Annotated in this window: 13 protein-coding genes; 3 read left to right on the top strand and 10 right to left on the bottom strand. The window is 35.8% G+C overall.

The window, feature by feature from the left end:
• Positions 1-45: 45 nt before the first annotated feature.
• Genes J2W95_RS06705 through J2W95_RS06735 form a run of 7 tightly spaced genes read right to left on the bottom strand, consistent with a single transcriptional unit; the run spans position 46 to position 12,567 of the window.
• Positions 46-2,427 carry a GH92 family glycosyl hydrolase gene (locus J2W95_RS06705; RefSeq protein ID WP_310005240.1) on the bottom strand — a complete coding sequence of 794 codons (2,382 nt, stop codon included), beginning with the start codon at positions 2,425-2,427 and terminating at the stop codon, positions 46-48.
• Positions 2,428-2,457: 30 nt separating this feature from the next.
• Complete coding sequence (locus tag J2W95_RS06710; RefSeq protein WP_310005243.1) at positions 2,458-5,805, bottom strand: glycoside hydrolase family 38 N-terminal domain-containing protein; 3,348 nt, start codon at positions 5,803-5,805, stop codon at positions 2,458-2,460.
• Between the two features lie 7 nt (positions 5,806-5,812).
• Positions 5,813-6,787 carry a phytanoyl-CoA dioxygenase family protein gene (locus J2W95_RS06715; RefSeq protein WP_310005245.1) on the bottom strand — a complete coding sequence of 325 codons (975 nt, stop codon included), beginning with the start codon at positions 6,785-6,787 and terminating at the stop codon, positions 5,813-5,815.
• A 36-nt stretch (positions 6,788-6,823) separates the two neighbouring features.
• Complete coding sequence (locus J2W95_RS06720; protein ID WP_310005248.1) at positions 6,824-7,639, bottom strand: sugar phosphate isomerase/epimerase family protein; 816 nt, start codon at positions 7,637-7,639, stop codon at positions 6,824-6,826.
• Between the two features lie 9 nt (positions 7,640-7,648).
• A complete protein-coding gene (locus J2W95_RS06725; protein ID WP_310005251.1) occupies positions 7,649-9,088 on the bottom strand; it encodes a sugar porter family MFS transporter in 1,440 nt (479 codons plus the stop codon).
• Positions 9,089-9,142: 54 nt separating this feature from the next.
• Positions 9,143-11,809 carry an ROK family protein gene (locus J2W95_RS06730; RefSeq protein ID WP_310005253.1) on the bottom strand — a complete coding sequence of 889 codons (2,667 nt, stop codon included), beginning with the start codon at positions 11,807-11,809 and terminating at the stop codon, positions 9,143-9,145.
• Between the two features lie 5 nt (positions 11,810-11,814).
• Complete coding sequence (locus J2W95_RS06735; protein ID WP_310005255.1) at positions 11,815-12,567, bottom strand: GntR family transcriptional regulator; 753 nt, start codon at positions 12,565-12,567, stop codon at positions 11,815-11,817.
• A gap of 322 nt (positions 12,568-12,889) precedes the next feature.
• On the opposite strand from J2W95_RS06735, the gene J2W95_RS06740 reads away from it, so the two are divergent.
• From J2W95_RS06740 to J2W95_RS06750, 3 genes are all read left to right on the top strand, one after another.
• Positions 12,890-14,563 carry a GLPGLI family protein gene (locus J2W95_RS06740; RefSeq protein WP_310005257.1) on the top strand — a complete coding sequence of 558 codons (1,674 nt, stop codon included), beginning with the start codon at positions 12,890-12,892 and terminating at the stop codon, positions 14,561-14,563.
• A gap of 90 nt (positions 14,564-14,653) precedes the next feature.
• Positions 14,654-15,985, top strand: a complete 1,332-nt coding sequence (locus J2W95_RS06745) for an alpha-L-fucosidase (RefSeq protein ID WP_310005258.1) — start codon at positions 14,654-14,656, stop codon at positions 15,983-15,985.
• 69 nt (positions 15,986-16,054) lie between these two features.
• Positions 16,055-17,023, top strand: a complete 969-nt coding sequence (locus J2W95_RS06750) for a M20/M25/M40 family metallo-hydrolase (RefSeq protein WP_310005260.1) — start codon at positions 16,055-16,057, stop codon at positions 17,021-17,023.
• Positions 17,024-17,211: 188 nt separating this feature from the next.
• On the opposite strand, the gene J2W95_RS06755 is transcribed toward J2W95_RS06750, so the two are convergent.
• The 3 genes from J2W95_RS06755 to J2W95_RS06765 all read right to left on the bottom strand — a co-directional run bounded on the left by J2W95_RS06755 (position 17,212) and on the right by J2W95_RS06765 (position 22,477).
• The gene (locus J2W95_RS06755) at positions 17,212-17,430 is read right to left on the bottom strand and encodes a hypothetical protein (protein ID WP_310005262.1); all 219 of its coding nucleotides are present in this window, start codon (positions 17,428-17,430) and stop codon (positions 17,212-17,214) included.
• Between the two features lie 109 nt (positions 17,431-17,539).
• Complete coding sequence (locus tag J2W95_RS06760; protein WP_310005264.1) at positions 17,540-19,114, bottom strand: SusD/RagB family nutrient-binding outer membrane lipoprotein; 1,575 nt, start codon at positions 19,112-19,114, stop codon at positions 17,540-17,542.
• Between the two features lie 33 nt (positions 19,115-19,147).
• Entirely contained in the window at positions 19,148-22,477 is a 3,330-nt protein-coding gene (locus J2W95_RS06765) for a SusC/RagA family TonB-linked outer membrane protein (protein ID WP_310005267.1), read from the bottom strand.
• Positions 22,478-22,488 lie beyond the last annotated feature (11 nt).

Genomic DNA, 22,488 nt, shown 5'->3' on the forward strand with positions numbered 1-22,488 from the left:
GTCAGCCTACAAGATCGTTAGAAGCTTACAGGATTTGATCACTAATTATTTGCTTGTACTCATCGATGGCGGTGGTGTTTTTACTCCCCATTTGGTATTAGGATTAGCTCCCATATCAAAAATTAAAGTTCCTCCATCTGTTAGTTTCTTGCGGTCAATCCAAGCGTTCTCCTCTTTTTCTCCATTGAAAGAAGCCGATTGGATATATCTATTTTTCTTCGAATTGTTTTTGGTTTCAATTACTAATTCTTCGCCTTTATAATATTTTTTATCCAATTTGATGGTTACTTTATCAAATAATGGACTTCCAAATTGAAACGTCGGATTCATGGCTGCGTGTCCTTGAACATCAAATAACCCCATAGACGCCATAACATACCAGGCTCCCAATTGTCCTTGATCCTCATCCTGTCCAAATCCATAACCATGAAGTGGTTCTGCACCGTAGAATTCGTCACAAATCGTACGTGACCATTTTTGCGTCAACCAAGGTTTTCCAGAATAATTGAACAAATAAGAATGATGCAAACAAGGTTGGTTTCCATGGTTGTATAACTTTTCTAATCCTGAGAAACTGTCAATTCCTTTTCCACCTCCAAAAGTCGATTTCTGACTTTCATTAAATGTCGTTTCCAATCGTTGATTAAACAAATCCAAGCCTAGTATTTTTATTAATCCTGCTGGATCTTGCGGTACATACCAAGTATATTGGTAACCATTGGCCTCTTGAAATCCTCTCCAAGCCTGCATTGGGTCGAAATTTTCAACGAATACTCCATTTTCGTATTTTGGTCGAATAAATTTGGTTTCTGGATCAAAAATATTTTTCCAATTTCCAGCCTGTTTCATCAGTTTTTCATAATCTGATTTTTTGCCCAAAGCCTTTGCAAATTGAGAAACCCCATAAGAAGTATAGGCAAATTCAAGTGTGTGTGAAGCCCCAAAATTGAATTTCCATCCGTTTGACAAAATAGTATCTTTCGAAGGGATATAACCATTTTTTACAAAATAAGCCAAATCGTATTTCCCTGAACCAAATGGACGGTTGTTATAACCAGTTTCATTTTTATAGGCAATATTATAGGCTTCTTCTACATTAAAATCACGAATACCACTATTGTAAGTCATTGCAATCATCAAACCGAAACAGTTTGTTTGTACACCATTAGAATGTGCTCCCGCAGCCACACCATCGTGCAACCAACCAGTTTCTTTTGCAAAATCAATATTCGATTGAATGTATTCGCTCAAATAATCTGGGTAAGCCAATGCCCAAAGTTGACCCAAATTCCACCATGCTCCCCAAATTCCATCCGTGTTATAATGATTATATTTAGGTTTCCCTTTTTCGTCCAAAGGAATATGACCTATTTTACCATCGTGTCTTGGATAACTTCCGTCCACGTCGCTCGCTAATCCACGACCTAAAAGAGCGTGATACAAACCTGTGTAGAATTTTACTTTGTTAATACTGTCTTTCGTTTCAACTTTGATTCGTCCTAATTTTTCATTCCATTTCTCGTGTGCTGTTTCTTTTACCGCATCAAAAGTCTGACCTTCAGATTCAGTTTTCAGATTCAGTTTTGCATTTTCAATACTCGTATAAGAAAGTCCAACCTGCATTTCTACAACTTCACCTTTTTTAGTCGAGAAATTCACATACATTCCGTTTCCAATTCCTTTGGTTAAAGCCTGATTGTCGAAAGTTTTGTCTTCCACAAAAGAACCGTATGATTCTGGTGTTTTGTTCATCTGAATCACAAAATACATTTTCACTCGTTTTTCTGGATCACAGAATTTTAAATATTCCGGAAAAGTTTCTATGGTTCCTTCCAAGGTATTTTTCCCGGAAAGCTTCATCTCGGCTTCGGTCACACCACTACTTTCACCCTGACGGTGTCCTATATCGAAAATTATGCGTGATTCCTTCGATTCTGGGAAAGTGTATCTGTGAAAACCAACTCTTTCGGTAGCTGTTAATTCAGCTTTAATACCGTATTCTTTCAAAAAAACCGAATAATATCCTGGCTCAGAATGTTCCTCTTTTTTATCAAAAGTCGATCGGTAACCCGTTTCCGGTTTTTCCAAAGTTCCCGGAGTTGTCTGTAATTTTCCCGTTACCGGCATGGCCACCAATCCGCCAATTTGAAATTCGTGAAAATGGCCAAAACCTTCAATTGAATTATGACGGTCATCATAACCGCAAGGCTCCCAACTCCCGATACTTCCATAGGCATTTGTGTGAGGCGCCAATTTTGCCATACCAAAAGGCACTGAAGCTGGTGTGTAAAAAAACCAGCGTCCATGAACCGACCCAATTTGCGGATCAACCCAAGATGAAGGATTAAAATCATTTTCTTTCTTTGAACAGGAAAAAATCGAAATGGTCATTACCAGCAACAATATTATTTTTGAGGATGTTTTCATATTTTTTTTATTCTGATTAACTGTTTTGTTCTAATTCTTCAATATAAACTCCGAAACGCCGCTTCCCACCATGGTGATTTCAGATGAATTTGATTTTTCTTTTCCAGTAGTCACATCAATAATCGATTTTGGTGTCAAAGATTTCCATACAAATTTGGTTTCTTGTTCCGATTGTTCCGGATTGAACAAACGCATCAATATTGTACCATCTTCATTTGGTGTCAAACTGGTAACGACTATTTTTGAATTGGTCAGTTCAAAAAGATTGGAAGGTAGTTTCACATCTTCCTTAATTGTCAATGCAATCAAAGGCTGCGTAAATTCGGAAGCCTCTTTTTCCATTTCGGTGTCATTTACGGCAGCGTGTGGACGAAGTGCATATTTGAAATTTACAATTCCTTCCTGATCTGCCTTATAATTTGTGTGCCAATAATTATTCATCACGTAACTGAACCAAGTCGAAGTTGGTTTCTCTGATTTTTTCCATTCCTTATGGTTAGGAACAACCTCTCTTCTTTCATCAATGATACTGTTAGGTTCCACCAAAGGCGACTCCAACAACATCCACTGAATTCCTCTATCTCCAGCAGAAACATCCACCCATCTTCTTCCATACAGGTAATCCATATTTGATCCCGCTAATTGATCTTTCAAAAATTCCATTGATCCGTAACCGGCATCAAGAGTGGTTTTGGTAAACTGTTCGTTGAACGGATACCCAAAGTGAACTCCTTCTTTAGTACGGATTGCTTTTTTATCCAAAACATTCTGAATCAACACTTCATCACTTCCGTTGTAAAGCGAAATGATACGCTCCAGTTTGTTAGCACCGGGAGCATCTGAAGTAATCGAAACAGCTGTCATAACTGGTCCTTTTTCGATAATTTTAACCTGGACATTTCCGTTCGTTTGTACTTCTTCTGGATTTAATCCAGGTACATACCAATAACTGTTTAATCCTTGATTTTTAAAATCACCTGCATAATTAAAATCAGAAATGGTTTTTAGATTCGTTATACTTCCATTGTTTTTGTCCCAACTGAATTCAATCTTTCCATTGGATAATGAATTTTCTCCCAAAACGAATTTGTTGGTCAAAGCTGATGCCTCTTTGTTTGTAATTTCATAAGTAACAGCTCCAAAAGCAGGTACGTCTTTTGCTATAAAAGCATATTTTCCGTTGCTCAATTTTTGCAATGGCAAAATATTACCGCTTGCATCTTTTACCGATTTACCCTCAACAACAGTTTGAACAATTACCAATCCGGTTCTTTTCCAAGATGAAGTATTGAAAACTGCAATTTTTTTAGATTGCGAATTACTCACTGCTTCAAACAAGTTTTTCTCTAATGCGTTAATTTGTGTGTCTGCATCGAGCATAAATTGTCTTTTTATACGCCATTGTTCAGTCACGAAAGGTAAATCTGGCTCGGTTGTACTGTTATGAGCTCCCCAAGTATGCTCATGAAACATGATGATATTTCTCCACGCTTCGTAGAAATTTTGCTGATTGTATTTTTTAGGATTCAACATTGTATAAAGTGTCGACAATTGTTGAAGACGCAAACTATTCACCCTGTTTTTCCCTTCTTCCTCAGCTGTTGACATCGCACCATCTTCCCAATATGGAGTCAAATCACCTTTTACAGTCGGGATTTTATCACCATATTTTTTCTCGAAAGTTTCGAACATTTTCTCCGTAGTGTTCAAAACCAGTTTTGGAGAGGCATATTTTTCATTCCATTTTTTTACAAAATCAGAAGCATTGGGTTCAATCGCAGCATTATCCGCAATAATATTAAAACGCCATTGCACCATGTCATAAGGATAATTATTCGCAGTCAGTTCATTCAAATAGTCTGCGATTTTCTTAGATCCTCTTTCAAAAATTACACCTGGTTGCATACCATGCCAAGACGAATACCCTTTGGCACCAGCCCAAAACAATACTTTTTCCTGACCTGAAGGTGATGTCCACCAAACAGGTTTATCTCCCCAATTTTTCAAGAAATGACCAGCTCTGTCTCCCATATATGGATGATCCAATCCCATAAAATTGGAACCAATAGAGAAATATTTCACGCCTCCTTTTGAAAGAGCCGTTACCGTTGACCATGCAAAGCCCGGTACATCAGAAATCATTGCGCTGTTTATGTTAAATCCAAATTCCTTACGCAGTTTGGCCGCATAATCAGTATAATGAAACATCTCTTCGGCCTGGCTCATACCAGTAAGCATGTTCACATACAAAGCCGAAAGAAAAATATCTCCATTTTTTACAGCAGCAACAAACTTCTCTTTTTTGGCAGGAGAAGCTTCTTTCAAATAATTCTCAACTACCCAAATAGACTCAACATTCCATTTGAATTTTGCCTCTTCAGGATATGATTTTGTTTTTTCAATCATTTCGAGCGCATCATCAATATTTTTATTGTGAATTTTCAAAACCTCCGGCTGTAAATGAGAATAACCTATATCAGTATGAGAATGATGCAATAAGTGAAATTCTCTGTACACGACAGGTTTTATGACAAAATAGTCATTGATATAAACTTTACTACCAACGGTTGCCTGCACTTTTATTTTTTCCTCTTTACTCACAGCTGCAACTGGAACGTCAAAAGTGTTCATTCCATCTTTTACAGTGTAAGTATGATTTTCTTTGTCATTGATTTTCACCTTTACAGTTTCTTCTTTTCCAAAATGTAAAACAGTGAGTGCAATAGATTGGGTACCATCTTTCAAAAGAAAAGGCGTAGGAACGATATTTACATTTTCCTCAAATGCAAATTTGAAAGTCATGAACCAATCACTGCTGTTTTGTTTCTGACCAACAATTTTGATTTGCACAGCTTGTCCCGGTTTTACTTTACTCACAGGAAGACGCAAGAAGGCATATCCTTGTGAGTCATTCGCTCCATCCAACTTAGTTTGCTGAAACGCCAATGCCGATCCATCCTCTGCTTTGAAAACCCAATTCGGTTTTTGATTTTTTGGTACAGTTGTAAAAGTCAGAACCTTTTTACTATCTACATACAAATCAAAATTTCTGTCACCACTACTAGTTCCTGTTGAATGTCCTGCTACCCAGCCGAAATAAACATAATCACCTTTAGTGCCTTTTGGCACAGGAGCTGTTTCCCATTCTATAATCTTATTTCCATCAGTGTTTCTCGTCAAAAGTGCCACAGTGGCATAATCCTGAAAAGCTGAATTATAGCTAATATTTTCACCACTGATTTCTTTGGAAAAACCATTAATCCAATTGATTTTTCCGAAAAAAGGAACATCATTCTGGGCAAATGTATTTTGCGTCAAAAATGCTAACACAATTAAAAAGCCTTTTTTTAATACCGAAATTATTTTATTTGATTCCATTGCTCTATTATAAAACATCATAAAATTCTCTATAATCAACTTTAGGAATGTCTTTTCCAAAAGCTTCTAATTCTTTATCCCCATCAAAAAGAAGTGGGAAAAAATTACTATCCAGTACTTGATCCTGCGGCATCGCTGGAAAGGAATGTAAAGCTTCAAGTCTGTAATAACCTTCAGTATTACCTAAGGTAGTAGAACTCATCGCATTTAGAACTGTGGCTCTTCTGGGACGCTCTGAAGTATTGGAATATGAACCATGCATTGTCAAAGGATGATGAAAACTCGCATATCCTTTTAGTAACTCATTTGCTACTCTTTTTTCAAAAGCTTCCAATTGTTCTTCATTCAACACTGTTCTTACCGAATCCATATCCCCTGTTAATCCTGTAATCGGAAGTAAGCCCCATTTATGGCTTCCCGGAACAAAATAAAGACATCCATTCTCTTTATTAGCATCATCCAAACCTATCCAACAAGTAAGATGATGCATCGGTTTAGTAAAGGTCCAATAGGAATAATCCTGATGCCATGCTACTACTCCTCCATGCTTAGCCGGCTTACAAAACAATTGATCATGAAAAACCCTAAAAGATTGTCCTAACAATTGATAAGCAGCCATACGAAATGCAGGTGCCCATAATAAATCATGGAATCCGGGAGTCAAACGCCAAGCTCCGATGGCATGAAAAAGAACTTTACTTGGATCTTCCGATTCATTACTTTCGTAGTGATAAAATAATTTTTTATCCTCTTCATTTGCGGTTTGCAATTTTACAAGTTCACTGTTGAGTATATCTACTTGCTCTTCTGTTAGGATTTTAATTCCTCTTACAAATCCGTCTCTTTTAAAGGAAGCAATTTGTTCTTCAGACAACATGTATTGTTCCCAATCTTTTGCAGTTTTTGGCTGAACAAACATATTGCCTATTGGATGACCATAATCGGCTAAATCTTTTGAAAAATTTAATTTTACGTTTTCCATAACTATTATTTTTAAAGCTTATAAAAGCAATTATTTTTATTCACAATATCTTTCTTTCAGCATGTGCAGCATGTGTATATTGATATCCCATTGACTGGCTATAGGCATATTCGTATGAGGTAAATGAACCATATATGGCGCTGGACCGAATTCAGTCGTAATCGTTAATGCTTCTTCTTTAGTGTCCTTATAGTCTTTTACAATTGCATCCCACCATTTCAAGTGTGCTTCCAATTCGTTTTTAAATTCCGGCAAGCGAGGATCAATAACTTGTGCACTTTGCGAATGCCCTACCCTTGAGTGAAGATGTCCAACTTGCTTACAAGCCAAATCAAGAGCCTCTTCCTGATCTTCAAGCAAACTTTCGGCTACATTGCACCAATGTGAAAAATCGGCTGTTATTTTTAGTTCAGGCAACTTTTTCAAAAAATCATAAGCAATATGAGCAGCAAATAAAGCCTTATTCCGATGCGTTTCATGACAAATAGTAATACCAGTTTCTTGAGTTATTCTATTGGCGATAGCAAACAATTCAGCATTCTGTTCAAAACTGAAATAATCTTTACCTGTTTGCGCATTAATTTTTATAGGCTTCGCCGAAGCTAGTATATACAACTCCTTGGCATAATTGGTTTTGTGCTCCTCAAAGTCTTTTTCAAAAGATTGATAGTATTGACCAATTAACTTTAAATCGTAATTTTTCAGCGCATCCAAAATTATTTTTTGCTCCTTGACAGATTCCGGTACTGGAGCTTCCACTCCATCATATCCGGCTTGTTTCACCTTTTGGCAAAATTGCTCCCAATCGATATTTTCTGAGCCCCATCTTGGATAATAAAATTGTAATTTCATGATTTACGCCTATTCGATTTCTTCCAAAACTTCCATTTTCTTAGCAGACAAATCCTTTTCAATATTCAAATCAGAATTCCATTCTTTCTCAATTTCTTCTAGGCTTTTTCCTTTGGTTTCAAACAGTTTCTTTTTTGCATAAATAAAAGAAAGGATACAGAAGAAAGAGAAAATAAAGAATGTAGTTGCTATTCCCAATCCATCTCTCATCATTGGAAACAATAAATTCACAACCCAATCAGAAACCCACATGGTCATAATACACATAGATAAAGCCGTTCCTCTGATATGAGTTGGAAAAATTTCAGTTGAGATGACAAATTTTAATGGTCCTAGAGAAAAGGCAAAAAAGAAAAGGAATAAGATAATGCTAAACAACATGAACCAGCCTGTTATATTCATCATAAAACAAAAGCCTGTCAATGCCAATGCAAAAGCGGCGCAAAGCGAACCCACAATATATAAAGGTCTACGTCCCCAAGTATCTACTTTTGAAATGGCAATAAATGTAAAGAGAACATTGGCCGCACCCAATATAACCTGATAAAACAATGCATCGCTTGTAACAATACCTGCAGATTTTAAAATGGTTGGCCCGTAAAAAATCACCCCATTTATACCGCTGAATTGAGACAAAGCAGTAAGTACCATAGCCAAAGTCAATAATTTACGTAGTGGCAAACGCAATAATTCTTTATACCCTCCTGATTTTTGACCGGCCATTTCTTTGATGGAAGCCAACTCTAAACGAGCTGTTTCTTCTCCATTTATTTTGGTTAAAATATCCAAAGCCTGAACATTTTTTCCGTATTGCACCAACCAACGTGGACTTTCAGGAACAATTACCAAAAGCAAACAAAATGCGGCTGCAGGAATTACACCAACAATAAACATTCCACGCCAAACATTTTCAACAAATAACCAATGCATCAAACCACTACCGTCTCCAGCATTCGCGGTAGCATATTTTTGTAAAAATAAATTACTAATATAAGCCGCCAAAACCCCTACAGTTATAGCAAGTTGATAAAATACAACCAACTTTCCACGTTTTTGCGAAGGCGCCACTTCAGAAATATAAAGCGGTGAAACATTTGAAGCTACACCCACAGCCATACCGGCAAGAATGCGGAAAAAAATCAATATTGGATAAGCTTCCGAAAAAGCAAAACCAACGGCACTTATTAAAAATAATACAGCGGAAATAAATAATACTTTTCTTCTTCCAATTTTATCACTCAAATAACCTGAAAAAGCCACACCCACAATACATCCCAATAAAGCACAGGACACAAATAATCCTTCCTGTGCAGATGATAATCCGTATTGAAATTTCAATGGTTCGATAATCCCGCTTACAACGGCCATATCAAAACCGAATAAAAAACCTCCTAACGCTGCAATAAGCGTAATTAGAGATATAAAATAATTTGTTCCTTTTCTTTCCATAATAATTTTGGTTCTTAAATGTGGTATATTTTTTAATAGTTTATTTGGTTTGTTTTAGCACCAGCTATCTTTTACATATGAAACTACCACAAACGCCTTTTTGTCGCCTTTATAATTGATTTTGTATTTCGGTACATTTGCCGGAATCACAAAAGTTTCAGCATATTTGAATGTTTGGGAATTTTCTCCAACAGATACTTCAGCAATATCCCCTTCAACTAGCATACAAATATGGCATTGCCCGTGGGTTTCAATCTCGATTTTACCTGTGAATTCATAACGATCAACAGCATAAAAATGTTCTTCGTGAGTTGGTAAGTTCATTTTTCTACCATTCGAAAATTCTTTCGCTACGTTTTGTTTTGAAATAAATTCGTTTGCAACCCTTTCCCCTTTTCTGTCGAAATAAACGTTCTTGAATCCGTGTTCAACATTGATAGGGCGAGGTTTTCCGTCTAATCCCGGGCGAACCCAATCGTACATTTTGAAAGTAAAAATATATGGCGTGCTACTGATTTCCAAAACCATGTTGTTTTTTCCAGAAGCGTGAATCGTTCCGTTTGGAATCAAATACAATTCATGTTTTTTTGCTCTGTATTTTTGCACATATTTTTCAATTTCTATCGGTTCTGCTTTCTCCTGAGACTCGATTAAAGCGTTTTTGAATTCTTCGGGATTAATATCGTCTGTGAAGCCTAAATAAACATCTGCATCATCAGCACAATCCAAAATATAATAGGTTTCATCTTGCGTAAACGATTCACCAAAATTTTCTTTAATGTACTCCGGACGCGGATGGCATTGCACCGAAAGATTTCCTCCATCGAAAGTATCCAAATAGTCAAAACGAATAGGAAAATCATTTCCAAAACGGTCAGCCGCTTTTCCTAATACTTTTTTGTTGTCTTTAAACATCAAAAAGTCAAAAGAAACTTCCAATAAATGGTTATTTCCTTCAAAAACGATTCCGTTTTCGGGAGTGATTAATTCGAAAGACCAAGCATAATTCACTTCGTCTTGATTCAAATCGGCAATATGATTTTTCATCCAATGACCACCCCACACTCCTGCTTCAAACCAAGGACGGGCTCGCAAAGGACCTTCCAACATCAAATTCAATGCACTTCTAAAATCACTTCCTTGCATCCAGGTGATTTCATCGATACGTTGTTCATCAACTATCAAATCTATTTTTGGCAACAACCGCTCTTTGTGAGCATTCAAAACCGGCCATTCGATAAAATACATTCTTTTGTAAATTTGAGTGTATACCAAAGTATCGGTACAACCAATATTTTTAGTCGAACACGCTCTCATTCGGTATTGAATTTCGTTTTTAGGAACATCTACATAAATCAGTTTTCCTTCCCAATTAGCTAAAGAAGCTCCCGTGCCATAAACGATACAAACATCAGCAGTTGTATCAGGTTGCAACAAATTCAATTTTTCTACATCGAAGAAATCCGAAAGTTCCCCTAAATATCTTTTCCCAAAAACTGGGTCATCACCATTTAGATTCGGTTTGATCATTACATCAATTTCTTCAGAAGATTTTAAACAGGAATCGATGTCATACCAAAGCACATTCACCTTTTTTTCAGTCAAAGCAGAATTCAAATGATTTTTAAAATTTTCCCAAAGAACACCACCAAATCCGTCAATGACAACCGTTTTTTGTTTAACAATCGCATTCGCCAAAGATTTAAACCCTACAAAAATTTCAGAATTAGTATGAAAAGAAGGGAAAACATTATATTCGGCATTCGTTTTTACGACCGCATTCACTGGCAATAAAGGTTGTGTGGTCTTTCTTTTGGACTGAATTTCTTTTTCCATTTGTATTTTATTTTTCTTGTCTGCAATAATTGTCGCTCCTCTCAGAATACTTTGTTCAGCATCATCGCAGAAAACTATATTTAATTTTATTTTTAATGAATTCAATTTTTCTTTCAAAGCTGGTAAAAACAAAGCTTTGGCTTTCGAAATATTTCCACCTATAACGAGTTCTTCGCATCCAAATTTTTCAAACCAAGGAAAAAGAAAAGTCCCCATATTGGCGCCAAATTTTTCAAAAACGGCATTGGAAATATCTGTATTTAAACCTGCAATAGCTTTTACCGATTCTATAGTTTCTCCTGAAAGACGTTTGTATTCTGCCAAAATCCAACGAGTCGAAAAACATTCATCAGCAATTGTACCTAGAAATGGTTTGTTATAAAACACACCATTTTCTGGTATGTCTAGATGTTTTTCTACCAAATCTCCATCAATCATAAAAGCCGAACCAAAGCCTGTTCCTAAAGTCAAGAAAGTTGTTCTATTGCTTTTCAATTGATGACGGAAATAAGCTCCTTCGGCAAAACAATGGGCATCATTGGCAAATACAAAAGGAACAGTATTCAAACCCGTAAAATTTTTAAGCCCTTGTTGGATATTAACACCAAAAGTCGGTTCAAATTTCCCGCCCACTCCCTTAATTTCACTCACACCTTTCTCATAATTGAAAGGCCCTGGAAAAGCGATTCCTACTGCATCAACAAGGATTCCATCACTTAAAACTTCTTTAATACAATTTCCAATTACCGAAATAATGGCAGATGGGTTTTCTTTTGCATTAATTTCCTTTCTCATTATTGTCTGTGGAAGTTTTCCATCAGTATTATTTTCGATAACACTAACAGTTACATGACTTCCACCTACATCAATTCCTATTTTTTTCATTCCTTTTAAATCGTACGTTTTATTTCTATCGTATAAGTAAACCAGTCATTTCGGTAATAACAAATATTGTACTCAATAGGTTTTCTGGCCGTGTCAAGTACCACACGTCTTCTTTCCAGAACAGGTTGGTCTTTTTCAATTTTCAGAGTGGTAGAAATTCGTTTGCTCGCTGCAATGGCTTTGAGCTCTTCCTGCGAATACACTGGAACCACATTGTACTTATTGCCTAGTATTTCGTATAAAGGAATTTCAAAATCTTCTTCAATTGAAAGACCGATTCTCGGATGAAAATAAGATTCAAAATACACCATCGGACTATCATCAATACTTCGTGTGCGTTGCAAAAACAGGACTTCATCACCTTCATTAATCTGCAAATTTTTGGCAACTTTGGCACTGGCTTGAACCATTTCCACATTCACAGAAAGGTTTTTAAACTCCAATCCCATATCCTCCATCTCGTGAGTAAAACTCATCCAATTGTTCAGATTAGTGGTGATACGATTTTGAGAAACCCGTGTTCCAGAACCTTTTTTTCGAACCAAAAGATTTTCATTTACTAAAATGGCAATTGCCTGACGAAGCGTGTTGCGGGAAATCCCCCAACGTTTAGCCAAATCGACTTCTTTTGGGAATAATTCACCGTCTTTAAAATCGGGATGTTTGATTAATTCACGCAATTGTTCTTCCACTTGCTTATGCAACGGAATCTTGCTGTCGTGATCCAGCAAAGGCAGTTTGTTCAAATGTTCATACATATGACAAAAATAGTTTTTTTATCTTATGAAAAAAAATATTTAACAAAAATGTAAGCTACTGATTTTTAGTAATGTTTACTAAAATATATTTTCAACTAAAACGTTATAGCAAAACTGCTGATTTTCAGCAAATGATGTAATAAAAACACCTTTTTGATTTAAATAAAAATAATATGTTCATATGCGATTGAAAAATAATTATATTAGATCCTTATACTTTCAATACTGTAATTTATTTATATTTGTTTTTAATAAAACGATTTAGGTAATAAAATTCCTTTATCAACTTATCCAACCTAACACTACCGAACAAAACTAAAACATGAAAAATTTTTTATTTACATTCTTTACATTTTGTGCAATCAATTTGTCTTTTGCTCAAAAAGTACCAAAAGCAATTAAAATTACATATCAAAGAAGTTCAAATGGAAAACTGGTTGAAAATCAAAATTTGATGTTTCTATTTGCTTCCAAAGATTTGAGTTTGATCACCTCTGACAAAATCATGCAGCAGAAAGCAGATTTTCCATTCGAACAAACTTTTGTTGATTTCAATACCAAAACCATTTCACAATGGGCACAACTTAAGGCAAATAAATCAATCCTAAGTCACGACAGTGAGGCGTTGGGAAAACAAAAATTTGAATTCAGTAATGAAACCAAAAAAATTCTGAATTACACTTGTAAAAAAGCAACAACATCGGTGAACTCAAATAAAATAGAAATTTGGTACACTAACGAATTGTCATTAAAAGGTGGTCCAGGAGTTTTGGGACAAGATTTAGGTTTGGTTCTCGAAACCATCCGCAATGGAAACAGCACTTTGACAGCCACAAAAATTGAGATTCTAAAGACAATCCCTTCCATTTTGGCTGTGCCTTCGGTTCAATCAGTTGACCAACTGACTTATAAAGATTTACTTTGGAAAAGCCGTTTTGTTAATATTCCTGTTTTCAATAAAGAGCAAATTCATTTTGTTTCCGATGCAAAATCCAATGACAGCGTTTTCAGATTTGCAAGTGGAACGGTAATCGTTAGAAAAGTAAAATTCCCAGAAATTAAAAAAGGAAGCTCCATTTATGCTGATGTGACCGAGCAGTCAAATGGTGACGCTTACGACAGAACCGGTTCGGTTTTTATGATTCCAATGGACAAAAAGCAGTCATTTCTTGATGGTTTAAAAAATGGAGTCAAAGCATTGCCTGTTTATGATAACGGAAACGGTAAAAAATATCAAGGTGTTGTATCAACAGAGGAATATACATCTTTATTGGAAGTTATGCGTTTTTTTACCCCATTTGGTGTAAAACATTTCAACTATTTAGAACTAAAAAACAAAGTTTGGCAAGACAGTGTTATCTATCGTCAGGACATCTCACTATTACAGCCCAAATTAAGCAATCAGGAAGTATACATCGGAATGTTTATTGGGAATTACGATGCAGGGGGACACAAAGCAAGTTTGAACATTTCTATTCACCAAGGCGAAGACAACAATCCTAAAGGCGATTTCATTTTGCCCCTTTTCAATACACTGAACGTGATGGAAATGGCAGGACAAGAATATTCGACAATGTTTGACAATGAAAAAGGACTCGAAATGACATTTGAAGTACCGCAAGGATATAAAAATTTCAAATTAAGTTACACCACAACAGGGCATGGAGGCTGGGAAAATGGTGATGAATTTTTACAGAAAAAGAACACCATTTTAATTGACGAGAAAGAAGTTTTTGACTTCACGCCTTGGCGCACTGACTGTGGTTCGTATCGATTGAGTAATCCTGCTTCGGGAAATTTCGGCAATGGATTGTCCTCATCTGATGAAAGTCGCTCGAACTGGTGTCCTGGTACAACTACCAACCCGAATCTTATAGATTTAGGAAATCTTACACCCGGAAAACATACCATTCGTATTTCGATTCCACTCGGAAAACCAGAAGGAAACAGCAGCAGTGCGTGGAATGTTTCCGGATTTTTGGTTGGAGAAAAATAAACATAACATTATTATCAAATACATTAACTAATTGCAGTTTCGATACATGTTGACACTGCTATTCCAAAAAACCTCAAACCTTTAAATAAAATGAAAAACCTAGCACTTAGTCTGCTGTTCTGTTCGATGAGTTGGATGGGAATACAGGCACAAACGTACACCCCAACTGAGGGAAATCTTAAAAACAGAAAAGAATTTCAAGACAATAAATTTGGGATGTTTATTCATTTTGGTCCCTATAGTGTTCTTGGCAATGGTGAATGGGTTATGAACAATCAAAACATCAAAGTAACCGAATACGGAAGGTTGATTAATGTGTTCAATCCACAAGATTTTGATGCCAAGAAATGGGTTGGAATTGCAAAATCAGCAGGAATGAAATACATCACTTTCACGACTCGTCACCACGATGGTTTTAGCAATTTTGACACCAAATTATCCGATTGGAAAATTACAAATACAGCTTTTAAAAGAGACTTATTAAAAGAATTGGCAGATGAATGTCACAAAGAAGGCATCAAATTGTTCTGCTATTATTCACTTTTAGACTGGACAAGAACTGACTACCAATACGAAACCGGAAAAACTGGAAAAGGAACTGGCAGAACTCAAAAAAGCGATTGGGACAGCTACTTACGTTTTATGAAAGGACAATTGACGGAGATATTAACGAACTACGGAGAAATCGAAGGAATATGGTTTGACGGACATTGGGATCAATTGGATAATGATACTGACAAAACATTACTTTCAAAAGTAAATTGGCATTATGATGAAATATACAAATTGATTCATTCGCTCCAACCTGATTGCTTGATTTCAAACAATCATCATTTAACTCCAATTCAAGGAGAAGATTTTCAAGCCTTTGAAAAAGATTTGCCAGGTGGAAACACATCTGGATTTGGAGGACAATCCATTTCTCAATTACCTTTGGAAACCTGCGAAACGATGAACAATTCCTGGGGTTTTAACATCAATGACAGAAAATACAAATCGACTAAAGAATTACTTCATTACATGATAAATGCGGCCAGTTTGAATGCCAATTTCCTTTTGAATGTTGGACCAATGGCGGACGGATCAATTCAACCGGAATTTGTAGCCACTTTGAAAGAAATGGGTACGTGGATGCAGAAAAATGGGAACAGCATTTATGGGTCCAGAGGTGGTGTGATGAAAACCCAAGATTGGGGTGTATTTACTGCCAAAGATAAAACTTGGTTTGCACATATCATCAATACGCCTAAACAATCCAATTATATTTTTATCCCAGAAATGAAACAAAAAATCAAAAAATGTTATTTGATGGACGGCAAAAAAGAGCTGAAATTCAAGCAACAGCCAGAGGGAACTTTTGTGTATTTGGATGGTGTAAAAATCGATTCAATTGATACGATAATCGAAATGCAAATACAGTAATTTTGTTATCCTGTGGAACTTTTAAAAACCCTGCAGGATTTCTTTTTTCACAATTAAATTCTAAAATACATGTTTAAAAAAATTATTTTCCTTTTTGTTGTAGCTTTTCTAGCGACCGAAAAAGGAGCCGCACAAACAACATTTTCAGCTGAAACATTCTATAAACATGATAGCTATTTAGCTTCGGATAAATTAGAAGGTCGTCTTGCTGGAACAAAAGGCAATAATCAAGCAGCCACTTACATCAAAAAATATTTTAAAAAGTTTGGGTTAAAAAAATTCAACGGAGATTATTATCAGCCGTTCAAAATATTTATAAAACCTGACATCAACAAGATGAAATCCGATAGTGTATCTACTCAAAATGTAGTAGGCTATATTGAAGGTTCTGATGAAAATTTGAAAAAAGAATTCATCGTGATTGGAGCTCATTACGATCATTGGGGTTGGGGTGGAAAAGGTTCTGGAAGCAAGAAAAAAGACACTCTAGCGATTCATAATGGTGCAGATGACAATGCTTCAGGAGTTTCGGCTTTATTATCGATTTTGGAAAAATTTCACGAAAATAAAATCACAACCAAAAGAAGTATCATTTTTATTTCTTTCAGCGGAGAAGAAGAAGGATTATTGGGGTCCAAATATTTTGTAAATCACCTCCCTGTAGATAAAAGTTCGGTAAAAGTAATGATGAACATGGATATGGTTGGCCGATTGAATGACAAAAAAGAATTGTATATGGGTGGTGCCGGCACTTTTCCCGACGGAGTGGAATTGATGAAAAAACTGGGGGAAGGCAGTGGACTGAGTCCGATTGTTTTTGCGGGAGATGTTGGTGGTTCAGATCATGTTACTTTTTACAAAAATGACATTTCTGCTATCGGGTTACACACAGGTGGACACCCGCAATACCATACGCCTGAAGATGATTCTGCATTGATTAACAGCGAAGGTGCGGTTTTAGTTTGTCAATACATTTACAATGCTTTGACATCAATTGCAAACTATGAGCAAACACTAAGTTTCATCAAACAAAACTAAAACACTACAAAATTATGGCTATTATCTATTTTTAGTGATTTAGAGCAATGATTCAAGTAAAATAAACAAATCCTTTTTAAAATAAAAATCGGCGAACATGCAGTAAATTTTACCGCAGTTTGCCGATTTTTTTTAGGTATATGTACAATATTGTACTTCTTCCTACTTTATTTCTTAAACGAAACCTATCATCTACTATTTACTTCTTTGGTTGTTGGATTTTCTATTACCAAAACGCTTATTGAATCGCTCTCTGGATAGTTTCCACATTTAAACAAATCAATATCAATTTGATTTTTCAATTTTTCCAATTTTTGATGGAGATCGTCACCATTTTTTATGTTTTTTTTGGATTGTATCAAGCCTAACATATGAATTAGCAACAAACCAAATATTATTTTTCTCAATTGATTTAATTTTTTGAATATAATAATAAAAGTAAACCCCATCGTCAAATAATTATTTGACTCTGGGGTTTACTCGTTACTAACCAAAATAACTAACTTAAAAATGCGATTATTTTACGTCCCAAAAGATTTTAGTACTCAAATTATCATTTGCTTTAACAACATTGTAATTATCTGTATTATAAACACTCTCAGAAGTTGGATAAGTCCAACGTGTTGGTGGAGTTTTTCTAACACTGCTTGTCTCATCTTCTTGGAATGTTAAAACTGGAAGTTTTAATCTTCTTTGTTCAGCCCAAGACTCGTCAGCTTGCATAATATTGTAGTGAATATACTTTTGGAAAGCAATTAACTCCAATTGAGCAGCTGGTGTTGCAGCTCCTCCAAAGTTGATAATAGCAATATAAGCATCAACTTCAGCCACTGTTGGTTCAACTGTTGGTTTCCAAGTTAAATCATCAGCTTTATCACCTAATCTTACATAATATTCAACTGATTGTCTGATAGCTTTCTCGAAATGAGTTTTTGCAGTACCAGCATTACCAGTTCTTGAATAGTACTCCGCAAGAAGTAAGTTTACTTCAGCAGCATTGATTAATGTTCCTGGCAACCATTTGTTTCTACTGATTACAGATCTATTATAAGTAGCAATTTCTCCATCAACTATTAATTGATCTTGAACTCCTGAGGTCAACAATGGATCAAGTCCTTTATAAGCACCTGCTGCTTCTACTCCTGGTTCAAACAACCAAGGTTTACGAGGATCATTATTAGCATTCATGTGGTCAATCATAGGTTTTGGAGCAACATTATTGTTCCAAGACTCCAAAGCATCTTTAAAACCTGAAGTATTCAATCCCGTATCAGGATTTTGATCATAAACTCTGAACGCAATATTTTCTGAGTTTTCATCCACAATGTTTCCTGTAGCAATGATTTCAGCAATTTCAGTATTTGCTCTTGCAGAAAAAGCAGAAGTTGCAGAAACTCTGTTCAATAGTTTCAAACGCAAAGAATTACAATAGTTTTTCCAACTAGTCAAGTTACCTTTATTAATCAAGTCTTGATTTTTGAACTCCAACTCCGCTTTAGTAGACAAAGTAATTGAATTCAATTCTGTAGAAAAAGCTTTCAATTGATCCAACATCATAGTATAAAGCTCGGTTTGATTATCATACTTAGCCAATGCATTAGCATAATTACCTCCAACTGAACCAATTTTACCAGCTTCAGAGAAAGGAATATCTCCAAAGTTATCAATCATTTTTGCTGTATGATCGTACAAATAAATAGTTGATGCAATCGTAAAGATTCTGTTTTCAGTCTGCTCAGCAGCAGGCAAAGCAGCCATCACTTTTTCCAACTCTCTATATTGGGTAATAAATTTGTAATATCTATCCCATCTGTTGGTTACAGCTGCTCCCGGAACATAGCGCCCCGTTAAATTTGTAAAGCCATGCGCTTGAGTATAAGTTAAAGAAGTTGTTCTTATCACTGTAAAATAATTCCAGTATGCTGGAATTACATCCTCATAGTTGATTTTCATGAACCCAGCAAACTGTTTAGGAACATTTGTTGCCTCTACATTTGCAGGATTTTTATAAGCATCCGCAAAATCATCTTGCGAGCAAGAGCCAAAGAAAACAGCCGCTGACGCTAATGATATATAAAATAATTTTCTCATATTATGTTTTTTTAAATTATGATTTATCAAAAATTAGAAAGATATTCTCACCATTCCTCCAAAACTTCTAGTTGCTGGAGTCGTTCCAGAATTGTTTACGTTTTGAGACCATCTAGATCCTGCAGTAGTTTGCTCAGGATCCATATCTTTAATTGTTCTGTAGAAAAAAAACAAGTTACGTCCGAAAGTAGATAAACTTATTTTAGAAGCACCAATTTTAGAAGCCCATTGAGATGGCAAATTATAATTTAATGACAATTCTCTCAATTTGATATAATTATTCTCTTGAATATACAATTCATAACGTGAGCTACTGTATTGAGGTCCACCCCAGTTATAAGTCATATTATAATAACCTGCTTGAGAGATAACATTAGTATTTGTAGAACCATCTGCAGTCACACCATCCATCAACATACCATCACGGTATAATGTTTCACCTGCTGGTCCAGCAGTAGTGCTATTAGGAACTTGAACCCCTTGACCACTAGCGTCTTTATAGTAAGTTAAACCTCCACGCTCATTAGTACTGTTGTTCAAAGTTTCTTCTGTCAATCCTCTAGATTTCATCCAGTTAACACCTGTAGGCATCAAATAACCTCCATAAGAATAATCGATATTCACATCTAAACTTAAGTTTCTATAAGTAAATGTATTCAATAAACCTCCCACACCTTTAGGCGTAGCAGTTCCGTATTTTACCCATTTATCTCCATCAATCATATGGAATCCATCAGCGTCAACCATTCTATTACCATTAGCGTCTGTTTTAACTGGGTGTGCATAAATTCCCCCCATTGGTTCACCTACAACTGATTTCAATTGAGCAGCAGCTCCATCATAGTCAGCATGCAATAATTCATTTGAACCGCTAGCCAATTTTACAATTTTGTTGATATTTTTAGCCCAGTTTAAAGTGATGTCCCAAGAAAAATCTTGAGTTCTAAAAGGAGAAGCAGTAAAAGCGATTTCAATCCCTTGGTTGCTTAATTCACCTACGTTAGCCAAGATACTATTAGCTCCTGTAGTAGGTGCCAATGTCAATGGTAAGATTTGATCTTTAATTTTCGCATTGTAGTAAGAAAAATCCAATCCAAGTCTTCTGTCTAAGAATTTAGTTTCAAAACCAAGCTCTATCTCATTTTTCATTTCAGGTTTGATACCCTCATTTCCATAAGCCGACATCGAATTTGTAATCAATACTGGAGCAGTAGTTCCTTGCGTACCCAATGTAGTTTGTTGGTAAGCTACGTTAGCAAGGTATCTGTCTGGGTAATTACCCACAATACCCCAAGAACCGCGTAATTTTGCATAACTAATTACTTCTGGTAATTGAAACGCATCCGATAATACGAAACTTGAGTTTACAGAAGGATAAGTAAATGCATTGTTATTTGGGTTCATTGTAGAAGTACGGTCTCTTCTAATTGTTCCTTCAAGGAATAAATAATTTTTATAGTTACCCCCCAAAAGTGCAAAAGCAGCATCTTTCACTACTTCATATCTTGAAGAAGTACTTGTTGCCGTATTTACAGACGCATTCATATCATACCAACCTTCAACACTTAAACCACCACTCGTAGAACGATTTAAAAAACTACCAGTTTCAGTAGTTCCTGAATAACCAAGAGTTGCATTTACACCGAAATCCTCATTGATTTGTTTGTTGTAAGTTAACAATACATCCCCATAAAGAATATTGTAATCTTGAGAATCCATAGAAAAAGAACCAGGTCCAAATCCATAAACCAAAGGTTTATCTACTGGGTTTTCAGTTTCAATATTTACCGAAGTTAAATCAGTAGAAACACGCCCACGTAGTGCAAACTCTTTATTAAAATTATAAGTTTCAGTAACACTAGCCATCAAACGGTTTGTAATTTCGTCTTGTTGATTTGCATTTGTATTCCAAAAATAATCACCTACATCCGCTTTGAAACCATTACGGATAATGTTTTCTTCTGGAGTTAAACTTTGATTTGTACCAGTAACAAATTTGTAACCTAAACTAGTTCTGTATTTAGCTTTGTACCAGTCTCCATTATCAAACGGACTAATCATACCTGTAAAGTTATTTATCAAACGATCCATACCAACAGTACGGTTATGAACATTTTGATTCATGTAACTCACAATAATGTCTGTTTTTAAATGCTCACCTGTTTTGAATGATGTATTCAAGTTAAGTGTGTTTTTCTTGTTCAAGTTACCCATACTCAAACCTTGTGATTCATTATGTGTATAAGAAAAACGGATGCTACTATTATCAGTATTATTAGAAAGTGCAAGGTTTGTTGTCGTATCCCAAGAATTTTGGAACAAATTTTTGTATCCATCTTTTTGAGGAGAATAAGGACGAACTACACCGTCCCATGACATAATAGGCTGACCATCAAACCACATACCAAAGTTAGAACTTCCATTTGAAACCCCTCTAGTTTCAGCAACACCATCACCATCAGTATCGTAATGAGCAAAACCGTCTGGAGCTAAATATGCTGAAGTAGAATAAGCTGGATTTGCATAACCAGGACCTCTTTCATATTGGAATCTTGGCAAGTATGCAAGTTGGTTACTTGAATAACTGCTACTGAAGTCAACACCTAAGCCTTTTTTTCCTTTACCTGATTTAGAAGTAATCAATACAACTCCATTAACAGCCTCAGAACCGTATAATGCAGCAGCTGATGCTCCTTTAAGGATAGAGATATTCTCAATATCTTCAGGATTAATATCTGCTAAACCATTACTTTTTAGACGTGATTGTTCCCAATAGTTGTTATTACTTACCTCTCCATCACGAATTGGCACACCATCCAGAACGATTAGTGGCTGGCTTTTACCAGTGATAGAGTTAATCCCACGAATCTGGATATTGATTTGTCCATTTCCTCCTGGTGTAGAGGCAATACGAACCCCTGGTGCCTTACCATACAAAGAGTTTGCAACGTTAGGCGAAGCTGTCTTTACGATTGCTTCAGATTTAATTATACTTGTTGCATAACCAATCGATTTGTTCTTTTTAGATTGCCCCAAAGCAGTAACAGTAACACCTTCAAGCTCGTTAGTTGTACTAACTAATGTAATTTTCACTCCATCAACAGCTTTTATTTCAGCTGTTTTAAATCCTATCGAACTTACAATTAAAGTTGCACCTTCATTTACAGAAATTTTAAATTGTCCATTTTCATCGGAAATTGCACCCGCTTCTTTTGCTCCTTTCTCCTTAATAGTAACCGCTGGAACTGGCATATTTGCATTATCCTTAATTACCCCGGAGATTGTTTTGTTTTGCGCATTCGCACCTTGGAAGCACAACACCATTAGAAAAACTAACAGCGATTCATATAACAGTTTTCTCATAATTAGTTTGG

Source organism: Flavobacterium granuli, from assembly GCF_031456055.1.
Lineage (GTDB): Bacteria > Bacteroidota > Bacteroidia > Flavobacteriales > Flavobacteriaceae > Flavobacterium > Flavobacterium granuli_A.

Coding starts and splice junctions, on each gene's coding strand:
- J2W95_RS06705 (WP_310005240.1), bottom strand. CDS start 2,427: ATGAAAACATCCTCAAAAATAATATTGTTGCTGGTAATGACCATTTCG.
- J2W95_RS06745 (WP_310005258.1), top strand. CDS start 14,654: ATGAAAAACCTAGCACTTAGTCTGCTGTTCTGTTCGATGAGTTGGATG.
- J2W95_RS06710 (WP_310005243.1), bottom strand. CDS start 5,805: ATGGAATCAAATAAAATAATTTCGGTATTAAAAAAAGGCTTTTTAATT.
- J2W95_RS06715 (WP_310005245.1), bottom strand. CDS start 6,787: ATGGAAAACGTAAAATTAAATTTTTCAAAAGATTTAGCCGATTATGGT.
- J2W95_RS06740 (WP_310005257.1), top strand. CDS start 12,890: ATGAAAAATTTTTTATTTACATTCTTTACATTTTGTGCAATCAATTTG.
- J2W95_RS06725 (WP_310005251.1), bottom strand. CDS start 9,088: ATGGAAAGAAAAGGAACAAATTATTTTATATCTCTAATTACGCTTATT.
- J2W95_RS06750 (WP_310005260.1), top strand. CDS start 16,055: ATGTTTAAAAAAATTATTTTCCTTTTTGTTGTAGCTTTTCTAGCGACC.
- J2W95_RS06720 (WP_310005248.1), bottom strand. CDS start 7,639: ATGAAATTACAATTTTATTATCCAAGATGGGGCTCAGAAAATATCGAT.
- J2W95_RS06760 (WP_310005264.1), bottom strand. CDS start 19,114: ATGAGAAAATTATTTTATATATCATTAGCGTCAGCGGCTGTTTTCTTT.
- J2W95_RS06730 (WP_310005253.1), bottom strand. CDS start 11,809: ATGAAAAAAATAGGAATTGATGTAGGTGGAAGTCATGTAACTGTTAGT.
- J2W95_RS06735 (WP_310005255.1), bottom strand. CDS start 12,567: ATGTATGAACATTTGAACAAACTGCCTTTGCTGGATCACGACAGCAAG.
- J2W95_RS06765 (WP_310005267.1), bottom strand. CDS start 22,477: ATGAGAAAACTGTTATATGAATCGCTGTTAGTTTTTCTAATGGTGTTG.